The organism is Paenibacillus sp. 3LSP (assembly GCF_032465655.1).
Lineage (GTDB): Bacteria > Bacillota > Bacilli > Paenibacillales > Paenibacillaceae > Fontibacillus > Fontibacillus barengoltzii.
On record NZ_JAWDJI010000250.1, the window covers coordinates 1 to 18,150 of the forward strand.

Annotated in this window: 16 protein-coding genes; 15 read left to right on the forward strand and 1 reads right to left on the reverse strand. The window is 39.4% G+C overall.

The window, feature by feature from the left end; translation table 11 throughout:
- The 15 genes from RW092_RS21865 to RW092_RS21935 form a co-directional block, all read left to right on the forward strand.
- The coding region (locus tag RW092_RS21865; protein WP_316011278.1) for an ABC transporter permease at positions 1 to 687 on the forward strand (687 nt) is incomplete at its 5' end.
- Between the two features lie 10 nt (positions 688 to 697).
- Positions 698 to 1,453 carry an ABC transporter ATP-binding protein gene (locus RW092_RS21870; RefSeq protein WP_316011279.1) on the forward strand — a complete coding sequence of 252 codons (756 nt, stop codon included), beginning with the start codon at positions 698 to 700 and terminating at the stop codon, positions 1,451 to 1,453.
- A gap of 35 nt (positions 1,454 to 1,488) precedes the next feature.
- On the forward strand, positions 1,489 to 2,544 hold the full coding sequence (locus RW092_RS21875; RefSeq protein WP_316011280.1) for an NAD-dependent epimerase/dehydratase family protein: 1,056 nt from the start codon (positions 1,489 to 1,491) through the stop codon (positions 2,542 to 2,544).
- Between the two features lie 29 nt (positions 2,545 to 2,573).
- Positions 2,574 to 3,479, forward strand: coding sequence for a glycosyltransferase family protein (locus RW092_RS21880; protein WP_316011281.1), 906 nt, complete (start codon positions 2,574 to 2,576; stop codon positions 3,477 to 3,479).
- Positions 3,476 to 5,326 carry a methyltransferase domain-containing protein gene (locus RW092_RS21885; RefSeq protein ID WP_316011282.1) on the forward strand — a complete coding sequence of 617 codons (1,851 nt, stop codon included), beginning with the start codon at positions 3,476 to 3,478 and terminating at the stop codon, positions 5,324 to 5,326. The genes RW092_RS21880 and RW092_RS21885 overlap by 4 nt, the downstream gene beginning before the upstream one ends.
- Positions 5,323 to 6,357, forward strand: coding sequence for an acyltransferase family protein (locus tag RW092_RS21890; protein ID WP_316011283.1), 1,035 nt, complete (start codon positions 5,323 to 5,325; stop codon positions 6,355 to 6,357). The genes RW092_RS21885 and RW092_RS21890 overlap by 4 nt, the downstream gene beginning before the upstream one ends.
- Positions 6,358 to 6,424: 67 nt before the next feature.
- Entirely contained in the window at positions 6,425 to 8,203 is a 1,779-nt protein-coding gene (locus RW092_RS21895) for a glycosyltransferase family 2 protein (protein ID WP_316011284.1), read from the forward strand.
- 80 nt (positions 8,204 to 8,283) lie between these two features.
- Positions 8,284 to 10,092 carry an LTA synthase family protein gene (locus RW092_RS21900; RefSeq protein ID WP_316011285.1) on the forward strand — a complete coding sequence of 603 codons (1,809 nt, stop codon included), beginning with the start codon at positions 8,284 to 8,286 and terminating at the stop codon, positions 10,090 to 10,092.
- 40 nt (positions 10,093 to 10,132) lie between these two features.
- Positions 10,133 to 10,876 carry a sugar phosphate nucleotidyltransferase gene (locus RW092_RS21905; protein ID WP_316011286.1) on the forward strand — a complete coding sequence of 248 codons (744 nt, stop codon included), beginning with the start codon at positions 10,133 to 10,135 and terminating at the stop codon, positions 10,874 to 10,876.
- Positions 10,877 to 10,895: 19 nt separating this feature from the next.
- On the forward strand, positions 10,896 to 11,444 hold the full coding sequence (gene rfbC, locus RW092_RS21910) for a dTDP-4-dehydrorhamnose 3,5-epimerase (RefSeq protein ID WP_316011287.1): 549 nt from the start codon (positions 10,896 to 10,898) through the stop codon (positions 11,442 to 11,444).
- A 14-nt stretch (positions 11,445 to 11,458) separates the two neighbouring features.
- Positions 11,459 to 12,481, forward strand: coding sequence for a dTDP-glucose 4,6-dehydratase (gene rfbB, locus RW092_RS21915; protein WP_316011288.1), 1,023 nt, complete (start codon positions 11,459 to 11,461; stop codon positions 12,479 to 12,481).
- Positions 12,478 to 13,353, forward strand: coding sequence for a dTDP-4-dehydrorhamnose reductase (rfbD, locus tag RW092_RS21920; RefSeq protein ID WP_316011289.1), 876 nt, complete (start codon positions 12,478 to 12,480; stop codon positions 13,351 to 13,353). Before rfbB ends, rfbD begins: the two co-directional genes overlap by 4 nt.
- 98 nt (positions 13,354 to 13,451) lie before the next feature.
- Entirely contained in the window at positions 13,452 to 14,381 is a 930-nt protein-coding gene (locus RW092_RS21925; protein ID WP_316011290.1) for a glycosyltransferase family 2 protein, read from the forward strand.
- 119 nt (positions 14,382 to 14,500) lie between these two features.
- Complete coding sequence (locus tag RW092_RS21930) at positions 14,501 to 15,430, forward strand: glycosyltransferase family 2 protein (protein ID WP_316011291.1); 930 nt, start codon at positions 14,501 to 14,503, stop codon at positions 15,428 to 15,430.
- Entirely contained in the window at positions 15,427 to 16,833 is a 1,407-nt protein-coding gene (locus tag RW092_RS21935) for an undecaprenyl-phosphate glucose phosphotransferase (RefSeq protein ID WP_316011292.1), read from the forward strand. The genes RW092_RS21930 and RW092_RS21935 overlap by 4 nt, the downstream gene beginning before the upstream one ends.
- A 74-nt stretch (positions 16,834 to 16,907) precedes the next feature.
- Here RW092_RS21935 and RW092_RS21940 read toward each other — a convergent pair whose 3' ends face one another.
- Positions 16,908 to 18,050, reverse strand: a complete 1,143-nt coding sequence (locus tag RW092_RS21940; RefSeq protein ID WP_316011293.1) for an acyltransferase — start codon at positions 18,048 to 18,050, stop codon at positions 16,908 to 16,910.
- Positions 18,051 to 18,150: the final 100 nt, after the last annotated feature.

Here is an 18,150-nt window from a genome sequence, read left to right on the forward strand (position 1 = left end):
GTTTTAGGGATTGTGTGGAGTGTATTGAATCCACTGCTTTTTATGTTGTGCACAACAATTGTTTTTTCTACTATGTTTAGAAATCAAATTGAGAACTTCCCGATATATTTTCTCAGCGGGCAAATAATGTTCTCTTTTTTTGCCGAGTCAACGGGATTGGCCCAAACAAGTTTGATAGAAAATGGTTCCTTAATCAAAAAGGTGTATACGCCTAAATATATTTTTCCTTTGTCAAAAGTTTTTTTTGCGTTGGTTAATCTTTCATTCTCATTAATAGCTGTCTTTCTTATCATTCTAATTATGGGGTACAGTATACCGTTAACTTCTATGCTGTTTTTTCTTCCGATTATGTACCTCTTTTTATTTTCTTTGGGTATTGGGCTATTATTATCATCATTAACCGTCTTTTATCGAGATATTTTGCATATCTATAGCGTTTTTTTGAGTTTATTGTCATTTTTTTCAGCAACATTTTATCCGATTTCTATAATCCCAGAAAATGTAAGAGGTTTTATTGAGTATAATCCCATTTATATTTTCATTTCATATTTTAGAATGTTGATACTTGATGGACATTTGCCGGATTTAAAGCTTAATTTACTTGCCGTATTGTATTGTTTGGTATCTACTATAATAGGCTATAGAATATTTAAGAAAAATGAGAACAAAATTGTTTTATTTATATGAGGTATAAACAATGGATAATATTTCGATAAAGTTGGATGGTGTATCGGTAGTTTTTGATTTGCACAAAGAAAATATACGTAGTTTTAAAGAGTTTATTATAAAAAAACTTAAAGGCCAATTAAATTACGAGAGATTTTATGCATTGAATAATATAACACTTTCTATTTCCAAGGGTGAAGTTGTTGGAATTTTAGGATTTAATGGTGCTGGTAAAAGTACTCTACTAAAAACTATAGCTGGGGTATTGGCTCCTACGGAAGGGAAAATAGAGACAAGGGGGAAGATCGCCCCGTTAATAGAGCTAGGTGCCGGTTTTGATATGGAGCTTACTGCAAGAGAAAATATTTTTTTAAACGGAGCAATTTTAGGGTATTCTCGGAAGTTTATTGAGGGTAAGTTCGAAGATATTGTTGATTTCGCAGAAATTCATGAATTTCTTGATGTTCCTCTTAAAAATTATTCTTCAGGAATGATTGCACGGATTGGGTTTAGTATTGCTACGGTGGTTAAACCGGACATTCTAATTATCGATGAAATATTATCCGTAGGTGATTATGCTTTTCAACAAAAATGTGAGAAACGAATCAAATCGATGATCTCCGATGATACTACTGTGATTTTGGTGTCGCATTCAATCGAGCAAATTAGAAGTATGTGTCAGAAGGCTTTTTTGCTAAATCGCGGGAATTTGATTGCTTTTGGAGAAGTTAATGAAATTTGTGATAAATACATCAACTTAAATACCCTTAACAATCGATCTTTGTAAGAAAATCTATACTACATTTGAAGGAGTATAATAATATGAAAACTTGCCTAATAACCGGAGGGGCCGGATTTATCGGATGCGAGGTAACTAAAATAATTGAAAATGCTTTTGATAATATCATTATTGTTGATTGTTTACACCCTCAAATTCATGCATCACAAAAAATACCACCTAGGTTATCCTCCAAAGCGAATTTAATTATAGCTGACGTGACCGATCCAGTTGCTTGGGACGAAGTGCTTTCTAAATGGAAGCCGGACTTGGTTTTACATTTAGCGGCTGAAACGGGAACAGGCCAATCCCTTACAGAAAGTAGCCGCCACACTCAAGTGAATGTAGTAGGAACTTCTCAAATGCTTGATGCTATGGTAAGGCAAAACGCTTTTCCTAGAAAAATAGTGCTTGCAAGTAGTAGAGCGATTTATGGTGAGGGGAAATGGATAAACTCTGAGGGTGTTGCTTATTATCCTGGTCAGAGAAGTAATGAGCAGTTAGCAAATGGAGAATGGAACTTTTATGGATCGAAATTTCTTCCTATGAATAGTACTGATAATATTCCTATGCCTACCAGCATTTATGGGGTGACAAAGCTAGCTCAGGAGCAAATTATTTCATGCTGGTGCAAATCATTTGACGTTAATTATAGTATTTTACGTCTTCAAAATGTATATGGTCCAGGCCAGTCGTTAATTAATTCTTACACTGGCATCGTTTCTCTTTTCGTTAGATTGGCTAAAGAAAAACAGATTATTCCGCTATATGAAGATGGTATGATGCTGAGAGACTTTGTTTTCATAACAGATGTAGCTCGCGCCATTTCTGAAGTGTTGGTCAATGATACTACGAATGGAAAAATATTAGATATTGGTAGTGGATACGGGGCAACAATTAAAGAAATCGCACACTTGATCGCTGAACGATACGGTGCCCCACGCCCGGAAGTGTGTGGGAAATATCGTAATGGGGATGTTCGACACGCTCAAGCAGATATATCTTATACGTTGGATAACATGGATTGGAAACCAGTTGTATCGTTAGATGAGGGTATGAATTTACTATGTAACTGGATTGATGAAGAACTAGGAAGATAGATAACTTATTTCCAGGGGGAGAGTGAATAATGCTTCAAATAAAGAGTCTTCAAATTCAATCAGTATTATTTAATAATGACCTTTCACGCGTCATTCGGTCTATTAAAAGCATAATTAGAGCAGCAGATTTTGCAATAAACAAAGGGGTTTTTGATAAAATAACCCTATACTACGGTGATGGTTCACGCGATCGAATTTTCACAGATGCTGAGATCGACAAGTTAAATGCAGAATTTGGAGAGTATATAACAGTTAAGTATGACTATTTTGAGTCGAATTTAGGATCGGCAAGGGGACATAATAGGTTAGCAAACCTTTCTGAATCGGATTTTATTATGATTATTAACCCCGACATTCTACTTGCTCCGGATACGATACTGCAATTAGTTAAACCCTATAACTACTCGGATAATGTAGGCATAGTAGAAGCAAAACAATTACCAATTGAACACCCCAAGTATTATCATCCTAAAACCGGTGAAACAAGCTGGGCTTCTACGGCCTGTGTTCTTATCCCTCGGAATATTTTTCGAGAAGTAGGCGGATTTGATGCGGATACCTTTTTTCTCTATTGTGATGATGTTGATTTCTCTTGGATGGTTCGACTTAAAGGGTACCGTATCATTTATCAACCTTCGGCAGTTGTTTTTCACGATAAAACTTTGTCTATTAATGGGGCTTGGCAAACAAGTGATGCAGAAGATTATTATTCTGCAGAGGCAGGTTTGTTATTGGCGTATAAATGGTCCAGACTTGATATTCTGAATAATATTCTTCAGTATTTTGAAAATTCGGATGTTACTTACTATCAAAAGGCTGCTGAAGAATTTAAAAGGAGAAAAGAGGCCGGTAGATTGCCAAAACAGCTTGATGTTGATAACAAGATAGGTGAATTCATCGACAATAATTATGGGAAAATGAGGTTTTCGTTATGAAAAAAAAGAGCGTAGATGAATACCCTTATAAATTTGAATATGCCTATGATAATGTTTATGGACATGCTGTCAGCTTACTAAGCCAGTTTGAATTACCTTTACAAGGTGTTCATTTGGATATTGGATGTGGTTGGGGAGCAATAAGTGATAAATTAATTGAACTCCATAATCTGCACTATATAGGTATAGATGCTGATCCGGATGCTGTGGACCATCTTCAAAGTGAGGGGAAGGAAGCGTATCATTTTAAGTTTACAGATTGTGAAACTAATCTAGCATATATAGAGAAAATATTAGATGGACGTAAATTAGCATCTATTACTATTCTAGATACTTTGGAGCATGTTTTGTTATTAGAGGATCTAATAAAAACGCTCTCAGTGCTTTCAAAAAAGTATAATGCACCACTAGTTATTAGTGTTCCGAACTTTGCTCACGATGATGTAGTTTTTAAATTACTATGCAATAAATTTGATGAAACCGAAACCGGGTTATTAGATGAGACGCATATTAATATATTTACTGAAGAAAAATTAACTGCTATTTGTAAAAAGTTTGGATTGCACCAAGTAGGTCAGAAAGATGTTATCTTGGAGAAAAGCGATCAGTATTTTCCGGAAAATCTATTGACTCTCGCCGAAAAGTCTACTTTACGTCAGTTTTTAATTAGTTTGCGTAGGAATATGAGTGCAGATGGGAAGGTCAATCAACTCGTTCGAATGTACATTGCAAGCCATCCCGGGCTGAAAATCGAAAATAGAAATCTAAAACGTCCTTTTTTATCAATTGTAACTAGGACGGTTGGAAATAGACCCGAAGAATTGAAAGAAGTCTTACTTTGTTTAACAGGTCAAGAATGCGTTGATTTTGAGGTGCTTATCGTTGGGCATAACCTGTCAGTTGAAAAGCAATTGCTGGTTGAGAGTATTATTAGTGCTACACCTGAATGGATACGTTCAAAGATTCGCTTGATCCGAGTTAATGGAGGTAACCGTTCAACACCTCTAAATGTAGGTTTTGAAAAAGCTGAAGGGCACTATATTACAATACTTGATGATGATGACATTGTGTTTAGTAATTGGGTAAAAGAATTTAAAACCTTATCAGAAGAACACTATGGTAAAATCCTGAAATCGGTATCTGTAAGACAAGAGTATGAAACGGTTGAAACATCATTTAGTAAAAGAAGTTCTAGGGCAGTTTCAGGATTTATAAAGGATTATCCCGCTGAATTTGATTATATTGCTATGCTCCATCATAACCAATGTCCTGGATTATGCCTGGCATTCCCAAGATCTGTTTTTCATGATTTCGGGTTGAGATTTGATGAAACAATTAATACAATCGAAGATTGGGATTTTATTGTTCGATCTGCATTTTTGTGCGGTGTAGCTAGTAGTCCTGCTATTACAAATATCTACAGATGGTGGTTAAAGGGGAATAATAGCTCGCAATCACTTCATAATAGTCAAGAATGGGAAGATAATTACTTTTACGTGCAAAATAAGTTTAACTCACAATATTTACTTATGCCTCCTGGTAGTGCCAAACGAATCTCAAGGTTGGTAAGCTCAAGGTCGGGACTAAATAACTATAATGAAGAGTCAATAAATGATGTATCAATACAACGTAAAAGGGAACTGGCGCATCAGATATTAATATCTGACTCATGGAATATTACAAAACCACTTCGTTTAATTAAACGATTATTTGGCAAAAGGACCGATATCCCTGAAATCTTTAATGCTACCGAAAGGGAATTAGATGAGTTTATTATCAATGCACAAAACTCGAAGAGCTGGAGAATTACAAGTCCTTTGAGAAATTTAAGAAGGAAGATCCTATGAAAAATACTTGGAATAGCATTGCTGATAGATTCAATGGACGAGAGAATAATTTTGATATATTAAGACTTATGGCGGCAACCCTAGTTATTTTTTCACATGCATATCCTTTAACGCTAGGCTCTAATGAATATGAACCATTAATTAAATTAACGAGAGGACAGGAGACATTTGGGGGGCTCGGAGTTAGCATTTTTTTTATTTTAAGTGGCTTTCTCATTACTTACAGCTTTGAACGCTGCGCTAACATATATGAATATTTTAGAAATAGAATTCTCCGAATTTTTCCTGCTCTTCTTATACTGATTTTTTTCACTGTTTTTGTATTAGGACCAATCCTTACAACTCTTGATCTTAAAACGTATTTTTCTAGTCCTGCGACTTTAAGGTATTTAGAATCTTTTATGCTTGTAAATATGCAATATGGATTGCCGGGAGTATTTGAACATAATCCTTATCCTAATGCAGTAAATGGCTCTCTATGGACGTTATGGTATGAATTTTTCTTTTATATGATAGTAGCTGTACTTGGCTCTCTTAAAATGCTAAAGAAAATCATTATTATTCCATTATTCCTAGTAGTGTTGTTTTTTTCATTATATCTTTCCCCATCTATCGCTGTATTTCAATATTTTGAGCTTTTTAAATATTTCTGTATGGGGATAATTGTTTATTTGTTAAGATATAATATTAAGCTCAATAAATTCATAGCTTTTTTCTGTTTTATCCTCCTTGTATCTCTTACATCCTTCGGATATTACAAAGTAGCATTCATATTTTTTGGAACCTACATTATTTTTTATGTAGGTTTTGGGATGAGGAAAATACTCAGAAAACTTCAAGAGACTGGGGACTTTTCTTATGGAATGTATATTTATGCTTTCCCTGTTCAACAATTGGTAACATATTTTTTTAATGGGCACATTAGTCCGCTTAATAATTTTGTTGTCTCGGCAGTAATAACATTAATTTTTTCAATTTTGTCTTGGTTTAAAATTGAAAGAAAATGTTTGCACTTTAAAAGTAGCAACTGATTGGGAAGTTTTGATTAGTGAAGCTCTTTGATGTAAAACTGAATGCTAGTAAGTAAGGGATGGTATGGTGAAATCACTAGATATTATAATAGTATCCTATAATTCAGAAAAATGGATACCGTCACTACTCGATAGCTTGAGTTCCCAAAATTATCCATTAAAGAAACTCCATATAACCTTTGTAGATAATGGGTCAGTAGATAATAGTAGAGAGTTGCTAGAAACTTATGAAAGAAAAGAAGATTTTGGGAGTTATAATTATCACTTTTTGGACAATAATCAGGGATTTGGCAGAGCGAATAATTATGGTGTCCATCATTCTAAACAAGATTATGTATTTTTTTTAAATGTAGATACGAAAGTAGACGAAAATTGTATTGTTGAATTGATGAAATCTGTCGAGATTTCTGATGATAGTGTTGGGCTATGGGAAGCTAGGCAGTTTCCGTACGAGCATCCAAAGGTTTACAATCCCGTCACTATGGAAACTGGTTGGGCTAGTGGTGCGTGTAGTTTAGTACGAAGAGATTACTTTGAAATGGTTGGCAAGTTTGACGAAAAAATATTCATGTACGGTGAGGATGTTGACTTAAGTTGGAGATTAAGAGCACATGGGTATAAATTGATTTATGTACCTAAAAGTATAGTGTACCATTATACTTACATGAGTGTTGGCGAAATAAAGCCTAATCAATTTTATCATAGTACGTATATGAATTTAATGCTTCGTTATAAATACGGGAGTATTAGGGATATAATAAAAGGTTATGTTCTATATGGAGGTCTATTTTTTTTTAATGGTCCCGCTAGGAATCATAAAAGCAGAATACTAAAAACCTTTCTAAAAAGTTTTATTGACGGCCAAAAATTCAGAAAATGGAAAAGGCATACGAATTTTGATTTTAAAGCTAATTTTAAATTGTGGGATTATGAAATTAATAGAGAGGGGGCTTTCTACGCTAATGAACTACCAGAACACACACCACTTGTATCTATCTTAATTCGAACTTGCGGGAGACCTAGTGTGTTAAGGGAAGCTCTAGTTAGTGTGAGAAATCAAACATATAGGAATATTGAAGTAGTCGTAGTGGAGGATGGCCCAGCAATTTCTAAACAATTAGTTAATGAAGAATTTTCTGATTTAAATATAATATATAAGGCAACTAAGGATAAAGTTGGGAGGTGTGTTGTAGGTAATATTGCATTAGAAATAGCTAGTGGTGAATATTTCAATTTTTTGGATGATGATGATTTACTCTATGCTGATCATGTTGAAGTTTTAGTTACACAGCTGATGAAAAAAACTGATTATAAAGCTGCATACTCGATAGGCTTTGAAGTCCCTACTAAGGTAATTTCAAAAGAACCCTATATTTATGAGGAAATGTTCTATAGTGTTCAACATAAACAGAGGTTTGACCGAGTCACATTAGTTCACCATAATTATTTACCTATAGAAACAGTTATGTTTAAAAGAGAATTATTTGAAAGTTTAGGTGGTTTAGATAACGAACTAGAGGTTCTTGAAGACTGGGATTTATGGCTAAGATATGCCTTAAAATTCGATTTTTTATTTATTGAAAAGTTAACCTCTTTATATCGTGTTCCAGCTAATGCGAATTTAACCATTCATAGGCAACAAATGTTTGATAGATACTTACCGGTTGTCAAAAATAAAAATCTAGAACATTGTGATACTGAATTAAGATCTCTGATACAAGCACATGAAGATCATATCAATAGGAAATTTTCGATTTTCAACAAAGTGAAAAACATGAGTTTTCAAACTTTTCTATTTAAACTAAAGAATAAAATTTATATAAAAATAAAGAGGTTGCTAAGCTAACAAATGGGTGGTCTCAAAATTATTTTCAACAAAAATCTTGAAAGTGTAGAGAAGAGGATCTAATGATAAGAGATAAGATAATGAAATTCATTAGCAAGAGAAGTTGCATTCCTGTAATATTTGCATTATTTGTTCCTTTTATAATGTTACTTATTGTTGAATCTGTGCAAAGAAAAGATATCATTGAGGTATTTAAGTGGATTTTCGATGATTTTTTAATTTTTTCTTTAAATTACTTTATTTATTTTTTTGTGCAATTACTGCTAATTGCAGTTACTTCTTTTTTGATCGGACAAATTTGGTTTGTTTCAATTTTTCTTCTTTATTCGTTAGCACACTATTATAAAATGTATTTTTTGAAGGAGCCGCTCTTCCCTTGGGATTTTTTATTTGTTAAGCAATTGTTTGATCTTTTGCCCGGGTTAAAAATTAATTATTTTTATATCGTTGGAATATTAATTATTTTCTTTCTCCCTATATTTCTGAGGAAAGTTATTCCGCAACTGCGCTTGAAAATTATTTATCGAGTATTATGTATAATCACTTCATTAACCTATTTGATTATTATTGGATCATGGGTAAAAATTCAACCAATAAACTCTATGCTTAATTCTAAAGGGATAGTAAATATTAATTGGAATCAAGCATCAAACTATACAATAAATGGGGCTTTGCTTGGTTTTTTTTCTAATATTCCAAGTGCAGTAATTATTCCACCATCAGATTATAATGAAGATAACATTAACAAAATTGTGAAGGATTTTGAGACAAAATATAAGAGTGATGAATCGGAACTCACCCCGCAATTAAAACCAAACATAATATATGTGATGAGTGAGTCGTTGTGGGATCCAACTGTAATAAGTAATATCACATTATCAAAAGATCCGTTACCATTTTATAGATCATTAATAGGGAAAAGTACTACAGGTTGGCTACTATCTTCCGAATTTGGTGGGGGAACCGCAAATGTTGAATTCGAAGCATTGACAGGACTTTCAACTAGATTTCTCCCTCAAGGTTCAATACCGTATCAACAATATGTTAAGAAAGATTATCCATCAGTTGCTAAAATACTTAAAAATGAAGGATATCAATCTATAGCAATTCATTCATATGTTGATTGGTTTTGGAATAGAAAATTTGTATATGAGAAGTTCGACTTTGATAAGTTTATAAGTGAAAATGAATTTATTAATCCTGAGAAACGAGGCTCTTATATAGCTGATATTGAAGTGTCAAAAAAAATTATTGATGAGGTTGAGTCCTCGGAAAAACCAGTGTTCATATACTCTATAACTATGCAAAATCATTCCCCGTATACGTTGGAGACTAAGTACCCTTCAGAAATAGAAATTGATGGTTTATCAGATGCTTTGAAAGAGACGCTTGAAATATACACTCAAGGTGTTTTAGAAGCAGATCAATCATTGGAATATTTAATAGATTACTTTACAAAGTCTGATGAACCGACTATTCTTGTGTTTTATGGAGATCATTTACCTAATCTAGGATCAGTTTATAATGAGTTGCAATTTGAATTTTCATCAGACTTAGAATACAAAAGATTATTAGGAAATACACCTTTGCTTATATGGGATAATATGGGGAATAAAAACTCAGAAGTTATTAATTCAATTAGCCCGAATTTCTTATTACCAATTGTTTTTAAACGTGCTGGATTAAGTCTACCACTATTTTATTCTTTCTTAGATGATTTCCGGAGCGAAGTAAAGGGACTAACTTCAAATATAGTAGTTGAAGGTGATAATACTTTACTGTATGAACTTCCGAGTGATTTGAAAGAAATTGAAAATGAATACAAATTGTTACAATTCGATCTTTTGTTTGGAAATAAGTATAGTGAAAAAGATTTATTTTATAACTAATGGAATTTGTTGAAATATGTATGTAGGAGGATATGGAATTATGAAAGGTATAATACTTTCAGGGGGGACTGGTTCACGCTTATTTCCACTAACGAAAGTAACGAATAAGCATCTACTGCCAGTGGGAAGATATCCTATGATTTTCCACGCAGTATATAAGCTTAAAAAAGCTGAAATCACTGACATTCTAGTTGTCACTGGTAAGGAACATATGGGGGATGTCGTTAACTTACTTGGTAGTGGTTATGAGATGGGTGTTTCCTTCACATATAAAGTTCAAGATGAAGCAGGAGGAATTGCCCAAGCATTAAGCCTTGCTGAACAATTTGTGGGCCATGACCAGATGGTTGTTATTCTCGGAGACAATGTTTTTGCCGATGATATTTCTCCATTTGTGGACAACTTCAAAAAGCAGAAAACAGGAGCGAAAATCCTTATCCAAGAAGTTCACGATCCTAAGCGTTTTGGGGTTCCTGAATTACGGGGGGATCGTATAATATCAATTGAAGAAAAACCTCAGAACCCTAAGTCCAATTATGCTGTGACAGGTATTTATATGTACGATCATAAAGTCTTTGATATTATTAAGACGTTAAAACCTTCTGCACGCGGAGAATTGGAAGTGACCGATGTGAATAATGCATATATTGAACGTGGAGAACTTACATTCGATGTGTTACAGGGTTGGTGGACGGATGCGGGAACTCATGCCTCATTCGCTCGAGCTAATGAACTTGCCAAAGATCTTGTGTTTGGGGAAGAGTTTGGAGCACTTAAGCTTTAAATAGGGAGGATGTTTATCGATGAAACTCACCCCGCTTAAGCTAGAAGGCGCGGCGCTACTTGAACCGGTGGTGCATGGAGATCACCGGGGGTTTTTTATGGAAAGCTATAATGAGTCCGTAATGCGTCAGCTAGGAGTGAATTTTGCATTCGTTCAAGATAATCAATCTTTGTCCGCTGAGCCAGGGGTACTTCGTGGGTTGCACTATCAGTTGAACCCCAAAGCTCAGACGAAGTTGATCCGGGTGTTGAGTGGGGCGATCTATGATGTCATCTTGGATATTCGTCGAAGCTCACCAACCTATGGCCAATGGGTTGGCGTTATTTTGAGTGAGTACAATAAGCGTCAACTCTTAGTACCCAAAGGCTTTGCGCATGGGTTTTGCACCCTTGTACCCAATACCCAAGTTTTATATAAAGTGGACGAATACTATTCGCCGGAACATGATCGCGGCATATTATGGAATGATCCGGCTTTACAAATTGATTGGCCGGTCAGTGAACCATTGCTTTCGGACAAAGACCGGAGGCATCCGACATTTGCGGAAGCAGAAATGAATTTCGATTAGGAGGATTCCTTCAGATGAAACTTCTCGTTACAGGCGGTGCCGGCTTCATCGGCAGCAACTTTGTTTTATATATGCTGAAGCAGCATCCGAGCTATCAGATTCTTAACGTGGATGCACTTACTTATGCCGGAAACCTGGAAAACTTGAAGTCGGTGGAAGGCAATCCCAATCATACGTTTATTAGAGCGGACATTACAGAAGCTAAGGCCATGGACGCTTTAATCGGCCAAGGCGTTGACGTTATCGTTAACTTTGCGGCAGAGTCGCACGTGGATCGCAGTATCTTGGAACCGGATATTTTTGTGAAAACGAATGTACTGGGGACGCAAGTTTTGCTTGATGCGGCGAAAAAGCACGGGGTCAAAAAGTTCGTTCAAGTCTCTACCGATGAGGTTTATGGAACGTTGGGAGAAACGGGATTATTCACGGAAGAAACGCCGCTTGCTCCGAACAGTCCTTATTCGGCCAGTAAAGCTGGCGGGGATCTGTTAGTTCGCGCTTATCATGAAACCTTCGGGCTTCCCGTAAATATCACGCGTTGTTCCAATAACTACGGCCCTTATCAATTCCCGGAGAAGTTGATTCCGTTAATGATATCCAGAGCCCTTGCGGATGAAGCTTTGCCTGTGTATGGGGATGGTCTCAATATTCGCGACTGGCTTTATGTGGAGGACCATTGCAGCGCGATTGACCTTGTTATTCATCAAGGACGGGATGGCGAAGTCTATAATATTGGCGGAAATAATGAGCGGACCAATTTGCATATTGTACGTACGATTTTGGAGCAGCTCGGCAAGCCGGAATCGTTGATCAAGCATGTGCAGGATCGTCCAGGGCATGATCGTCGTTATGGGATTGATCCTACCAAAATCATGAAGGAGCTTGGCTGGAAACCAAAGCACACGTTTGAAACGGGGATAAAAGAAACCATTCGTTGGTATTTGGATAATAAGGAATGGTGGACCCGAATTCAAACAGGGGTCTACCAAGAGTACTATGCCAAACAGTATGGTAATCGTTTGGGTGATCCATCATGAGAGTGCTTGTAACCGGAGCAAAAGGTCAGCTGGGCCATGATGTTGTGGAGCTTTTTGGGAGTGCAGGGCATCTTGTGCTGGGATGTGATCGGGACTCGTTGGACATCACTGATGAGACGATGTGTCTCGAACGTGTACAACAGTTTAAGCCGGATGCGATTATCCATTGTGCAGCATATACGGCGGTCGATCAGGCGGAAACCGATGTTGATGCCGCATATGCCGTGAATGCTGTAGGAACGCGTAACATGGTGTTAGCGGCAGAGCGAGTGAAGGCGAAGTTCTGCTACATCAGTACGGATTATGTTTTCGATGGAACTGCTGTTTCACCTTATCAGGAATACGATAATACCAATCCCCAGAGTGTATATGGGAAGTCGAAGCGAGCTGGAGAAACATTGGTTCAAAGCCTGTCTTCCGCGTTTTTTATTGTTCGGACATCCTGGGTATTTGGTTTGCATGGACAAAATTTCGTGAAGACGATGCTGAAGCTTGGTCAGGAAAAGCCATTACTTAATGTTGTAAACGATCAAAAGGGTTCGCCTACTTACACGGTAGATCTGGCAACATTTCTGCTGGAATTGATTCAGACCGAGAAATATGGGATCTATCACGCTTCAAATACAGGGGAATGTACATGGTTTGAGTTTGCCAAGGCCATTTTTGAAGAAGCATCTAGCGTGTTTGGGCAAGGTTATTCGGTACGTGTAGAGCCATGTACAACCGAAGATTTTCCGCGACCAGCTCCGCGTCCTCGAAACTCAGTTATGGATCATCTATCCATTCGCACAAATGGCTTTCAGGATATACGGCCATGGAGAGAGGCGCTTAAAGCATTTCTGATTGATCTAAAAGCTAACCAGGAGAGATAAATTCTGGTTAGCTTTTGCTTTTAGCCTCTGAATTACCACGATACATAAAGGGTTTGATATAATACATACAACAAACTATAGCAAAGGAAACCCACCCCATGAATCCAACCGTCAGCATCCAAATCGTTACCTATAACAGCGCCAAGGACATCGAGGAATGCCTGAACGCCGTTCGACAACAAACCTATCCGATCCAGGAAATGATCGTTATCGATAATGCGTCCACAGATGGTACGGTTGAGCGGGTACGAGCCTACGTTGAGCAGACCCATGCGAACAACATCCACTTGGTTGCCAATGCAACAAACACCGGCTTTGCTCCAGCCCACAATCAGGGGATTCGCATGACGCAAAGCGATTATGCGTTGGTGTTGAATCCGGATGTACAGCTTGGAACCGAATATGTTGAGCGGCTTGTGGGAGTCATGGAACAACGTCCGGAGGTGGGAAGTGCCACAGGGTTGCTTATCCTAAAGTCGTTCCCGGATATCGTGGACAGTACCGGTTTGCTGATGAATGGGATATGGCGTGCCTTTGATCGTGGGGCAGGGGAACCGGCGAGTCGATGGAGAGCATCCGGCGAAGTATTTGGCGTATCGGGTGCCGCGGCCATGTACAGACGCGAGATGATCGATGAGCTATCGGTGGATGGCGAGTTTTTTGATGCGGATTTTTTTGCTTACAAAGAGGATGTTGATGTAGCTTGGCGGGCAAATTTGCTTGGCTGGAAAGCCTATTATTGTGCGGAAGCCGTAGCCACTCATGAGAGAGGGTGGAAGAAGGGGAGCCGTCATACGCAGCCTTTGTTCATTCGCCGGTATTCTTACATCAACCGATATAAAATGATTTATAAGAATCTATCGGGAGCACGATGGATGAAGCATTTGCCGAAGTTGCTGGCTTATGAGCTGGCGAGCAATGGATATATGCTATTAAGAGAACCTAAGGTGCTAGGGGCCTGGAAGGACTTTTTTGATAAAATGCCAGAATTGAAAAAGAAACGGCGGGAGATCCAGCGCAGAAGATGAATGGAATAGCTGCAATGTTCACCTTTTCTTCCGCTTTCTCCCTCTTTCACCTCCCTCATGCCATGATGTGCTATAATGTCGATAGATTAATTTATTTGTAGATTCGGAGCGCACATATCATGGATTTAAGTATATTGATCGTCAATTATAATACACGCCAGCTGACGTTGGACTGTCTGCGGTCGGTATACGACTCCGAGACGGTCTATTCGTATGAAGTCATTGTCGTGGACAATGCTTCAAGGGATGGTTCGGTGGAGGCAATTCGAGCTGAGTATCCGGAAGTGGTGCTGATTGCGAACCAGGAAAACACGGGATTTGCCAAAGCGAACAATCAAGGGATGGCGATCGCCAAGGGACGCTATGTTCTTCTCTTGAATTCAGACACCGTGGTGCAGCCCGATACTTTTCAAATTATGGTTTCCTATATGGATGAACACCCAGAGCTCGGGGCATCAGGATGCAAAGTTATCCTGCCGGACGGCTCGCTGGATAAAGCGTGTAGAAGAGGATTTCCTACACCCTCCGCGTCCTTTTACTATGCTTTCGGACTCTCGAAGCTCTTTCCAAACCATCCGCGGTTTAATCAGTATCAGCTCGGTTTTTTGGATCCGAATGAGACGTATCCGGTCGACTGTCTGGTTGGTGCCTTTATGCTGGTGAGACAGGAGACGATTCGTCAGGTTGGCGGTTTGGACGAAACCTTTTTTATGTACGGAGAAGATGTGGATTGGTGCTATCGCATCAAGCAAGCGGGTTGGGGGATACATTATCATCCTGCTACATACATTGTTCACTATAAGGGAGCTAGCAGCCGGCGTAAGCCTTTCAAGATCATCTATGAATTTCACCGCGCGATGTGGGTTTTTCATAGGAAACATTATGTTCGCAACTATTCTTGGGTAACGAATGCAGCTGTGTATTGTGGGATCGCATTAAAGTTCCTCTTATCTCTAGCCAAAAACAAACTACTCCCGGTAGGCATGAAATCTCCATCAGGGGCAAGCCAGCCGGAGTTGGCGGAAGTCAAAGCGGAGGTGAAATCATGATCCGTAAGAACCAACGGTTCTTAACTCAATTGTATATTCTCACGGATTTTGTTTTTATCCAAATTGCCTTCCTGCTTGCTTGGTGGGTGAAGTTCGAAAGCGGTTGGATTCAGTACGAGCGGCCGCTTCCCGTAGAAATTTACGCCTTCTGGAGCGTTGTCTATGGTGCGATTGCGGTGTTTGTGGGGATCTTAATTTCCTTGTACACTCCAAAACGCAAAAAGCGCTTCGCCGATGAAGCCTGGAAGATCCTGCAGGTTCATGTTGCAAGCCTGTTCCTGTTGCTGAGCTTGATGTTCTTCTTCCGGCAAGTGGACATCTCCCGTCACTATTTGGCGTTATACGTGACGTTCAATTTGCTCTTGATTATGTTCTATCGGTATTTTTTGAAAAACGCCCTCAAGCAGCTGCGGAGGAAGGGTTACAACAAACAGTTTGTCCTGATTCTTGGAGCGGGATCGTTGGGCCAACGCTTCCATGATAATTTGCGGCAATATCCTGAACTTGGCTATGAGATCGTTGGATTTTTGGATGATCAGAAGGTTTGGGAGAGAGGCGCGGCAGCTCGCTATAAGCCGATCCTTGGAAAAATTGATGAGTTGGAGCGTGTCCTAGAACAGAAGTTGATTGACGAAGTGGTTCTGGCACTCCCGCTGGAGGCACATCATCGATATGCTCAGATCATAGCCATATGTGAAAAAGCCGGCGTAAGAACGTTAATCATCCCGGACTACTTTGATTATTTGCCGGCCCGGCCTTACTTTGACAATTTTGCGGGCATGCCGATGATTAACGTTCGAGATATTCCGCTGGATTTGGCCGGTAACCGCGTCGCCAAGCGGATATTTGATATCGTCTTCTCGCTGCTGGCGATCATCATCACTTCACCGATCATGTTGATGGTTGCGATTGGGGTCAAGCTGACCTCCAAAGGCCCGATCATCTTTAAGCAGGAGCGGGTAGGGCTGAATCGTCGGACGTTCCAAATGTACAAGTTCCGTTCCATGCGGGTATTGCCCGAAGGAATTGAGGACACGGGCTGGACGACCCAAAACGATCCGCGTCGCACCAAGTTCGGGGCGTTTATTCGGAAGACGAGCCTTGATGAGCTGCCGCAGTTCTTTAATGTATTGGCGGGGCATATGAGCGTGGTGGGACCGCGTCCGGAACGACCTTATTACGTGGATCAGTTTAAAGAGGAAATCCCCAAATACATGGTGAAGCACCATGTGAGGCCGGGGATCACCGGTTGGGCGCAAACCCATGGGCTTCGCGGAGACACGTCGATTGAGGAACGGATTAAGTACGATATTTTCTATATTGAGAACTGGTCAATTTTATTAGATATCAAAATCGTACTGAAAACCGTCGTAAATGGTTTCGTCAACAAAAACGCATACTAACGGGCTATCCCATCACAAAGAAACGGTCTCTTCATTTCGAAGAGGCCGTTTTGCTTTTAGATCCTTCCATCTCCTCACCCCGCCATCCCTCGATCCGCACCAACTTGCACCTTCCGCCAACGATCTCTCATTTTTCGGTAACCGATGCACAAGCTTATGCTGACACAGGCGCACAGGATGAATGAAATCAGAATTTGAGCGTATACGCCAAAGCCGCCGAGATAATTCAATGCCAGCAGGTTCGTATATCGCAAAATAAAGGCATGCACCAGATAGGCGCCAAAGGAATATTTACCGATGAGGCTTAATGCGAGTCCCGCCTTGGTAGGCCGGGTGAGCAGGCGTTGTACCCCATAAAAAAGAAACGGAAGCATCGCAAGCGTGGCCCACAACATCAGCGGCTTCAGCGGCCCTGTAACGTTGGCGCTAGTCAAATAGTCGCCAGCTGCCGCGCCTTGGTTGATGGCGGCTATTTTGGTGCCGATATCGATCAGGAAAAGTACAGTAAGCACCAAGCTGATGCCCCAGAGGGAGCGTACGGCCTTTTTCCAGCGTTCATAATACAAGCCGACCAATCCACCCAGTACAAAATAAAACGTCCAGAATAGAAAATTACGGTCTAGATAGCGATAGAGCGTGTGCAAGATAGGTTGATCCGATTGAAAGACACCCTTCCTCAGTGCTTCCAGCAAAAGCAAGTTGGCAGTCAGAAACGCTAGAGTGACAAACAAATTTACCTTAGCTGGTCGTTTGCCGGACAAGAGCTGCCGGAATACGGGAAACAGCAAATAAAACGGGATAATCATGACCATGAACCACAAGTGATACGAGGCTTTTCCCGTCAGAGCCAGCTCCAGCATATGTAGGAGATCTTTCCAGCTGCTGAAAATAGCATCTCCGCTGCGAAGACTCACCCATATATAGTAGAAGACCGTCCAAAACAGATAGGGGAGGACGACCTGCTGCCCTCTTCTTTTTAAGAAACGTCCATATTGAAAGGATCGGTCGTAATTATAAAACAACACTACGCCGGTGATAAACACAAAGAGCGGGACAGCGAACCGAATCAATCCCAGAAAGGTTGTCCCTAAGCCGACGGATAACGGCGACATGTCGGGTTGAACAAACAAGCCGGCAATGGCGTGCTGCAGCACGACCGCCAGGAAGGCGATCCCGCGAAGCGCTTCAATCTCTTCCAGTTTTGTTTTTCTCTCCATAATATCCTCCACAGGGGTTTGACATAGAACGACCATAAAGAAAATGTGTGCATTCGTCAACCGTATTCCTGAATCTACCGGGAACTCTATCACTTGAGAG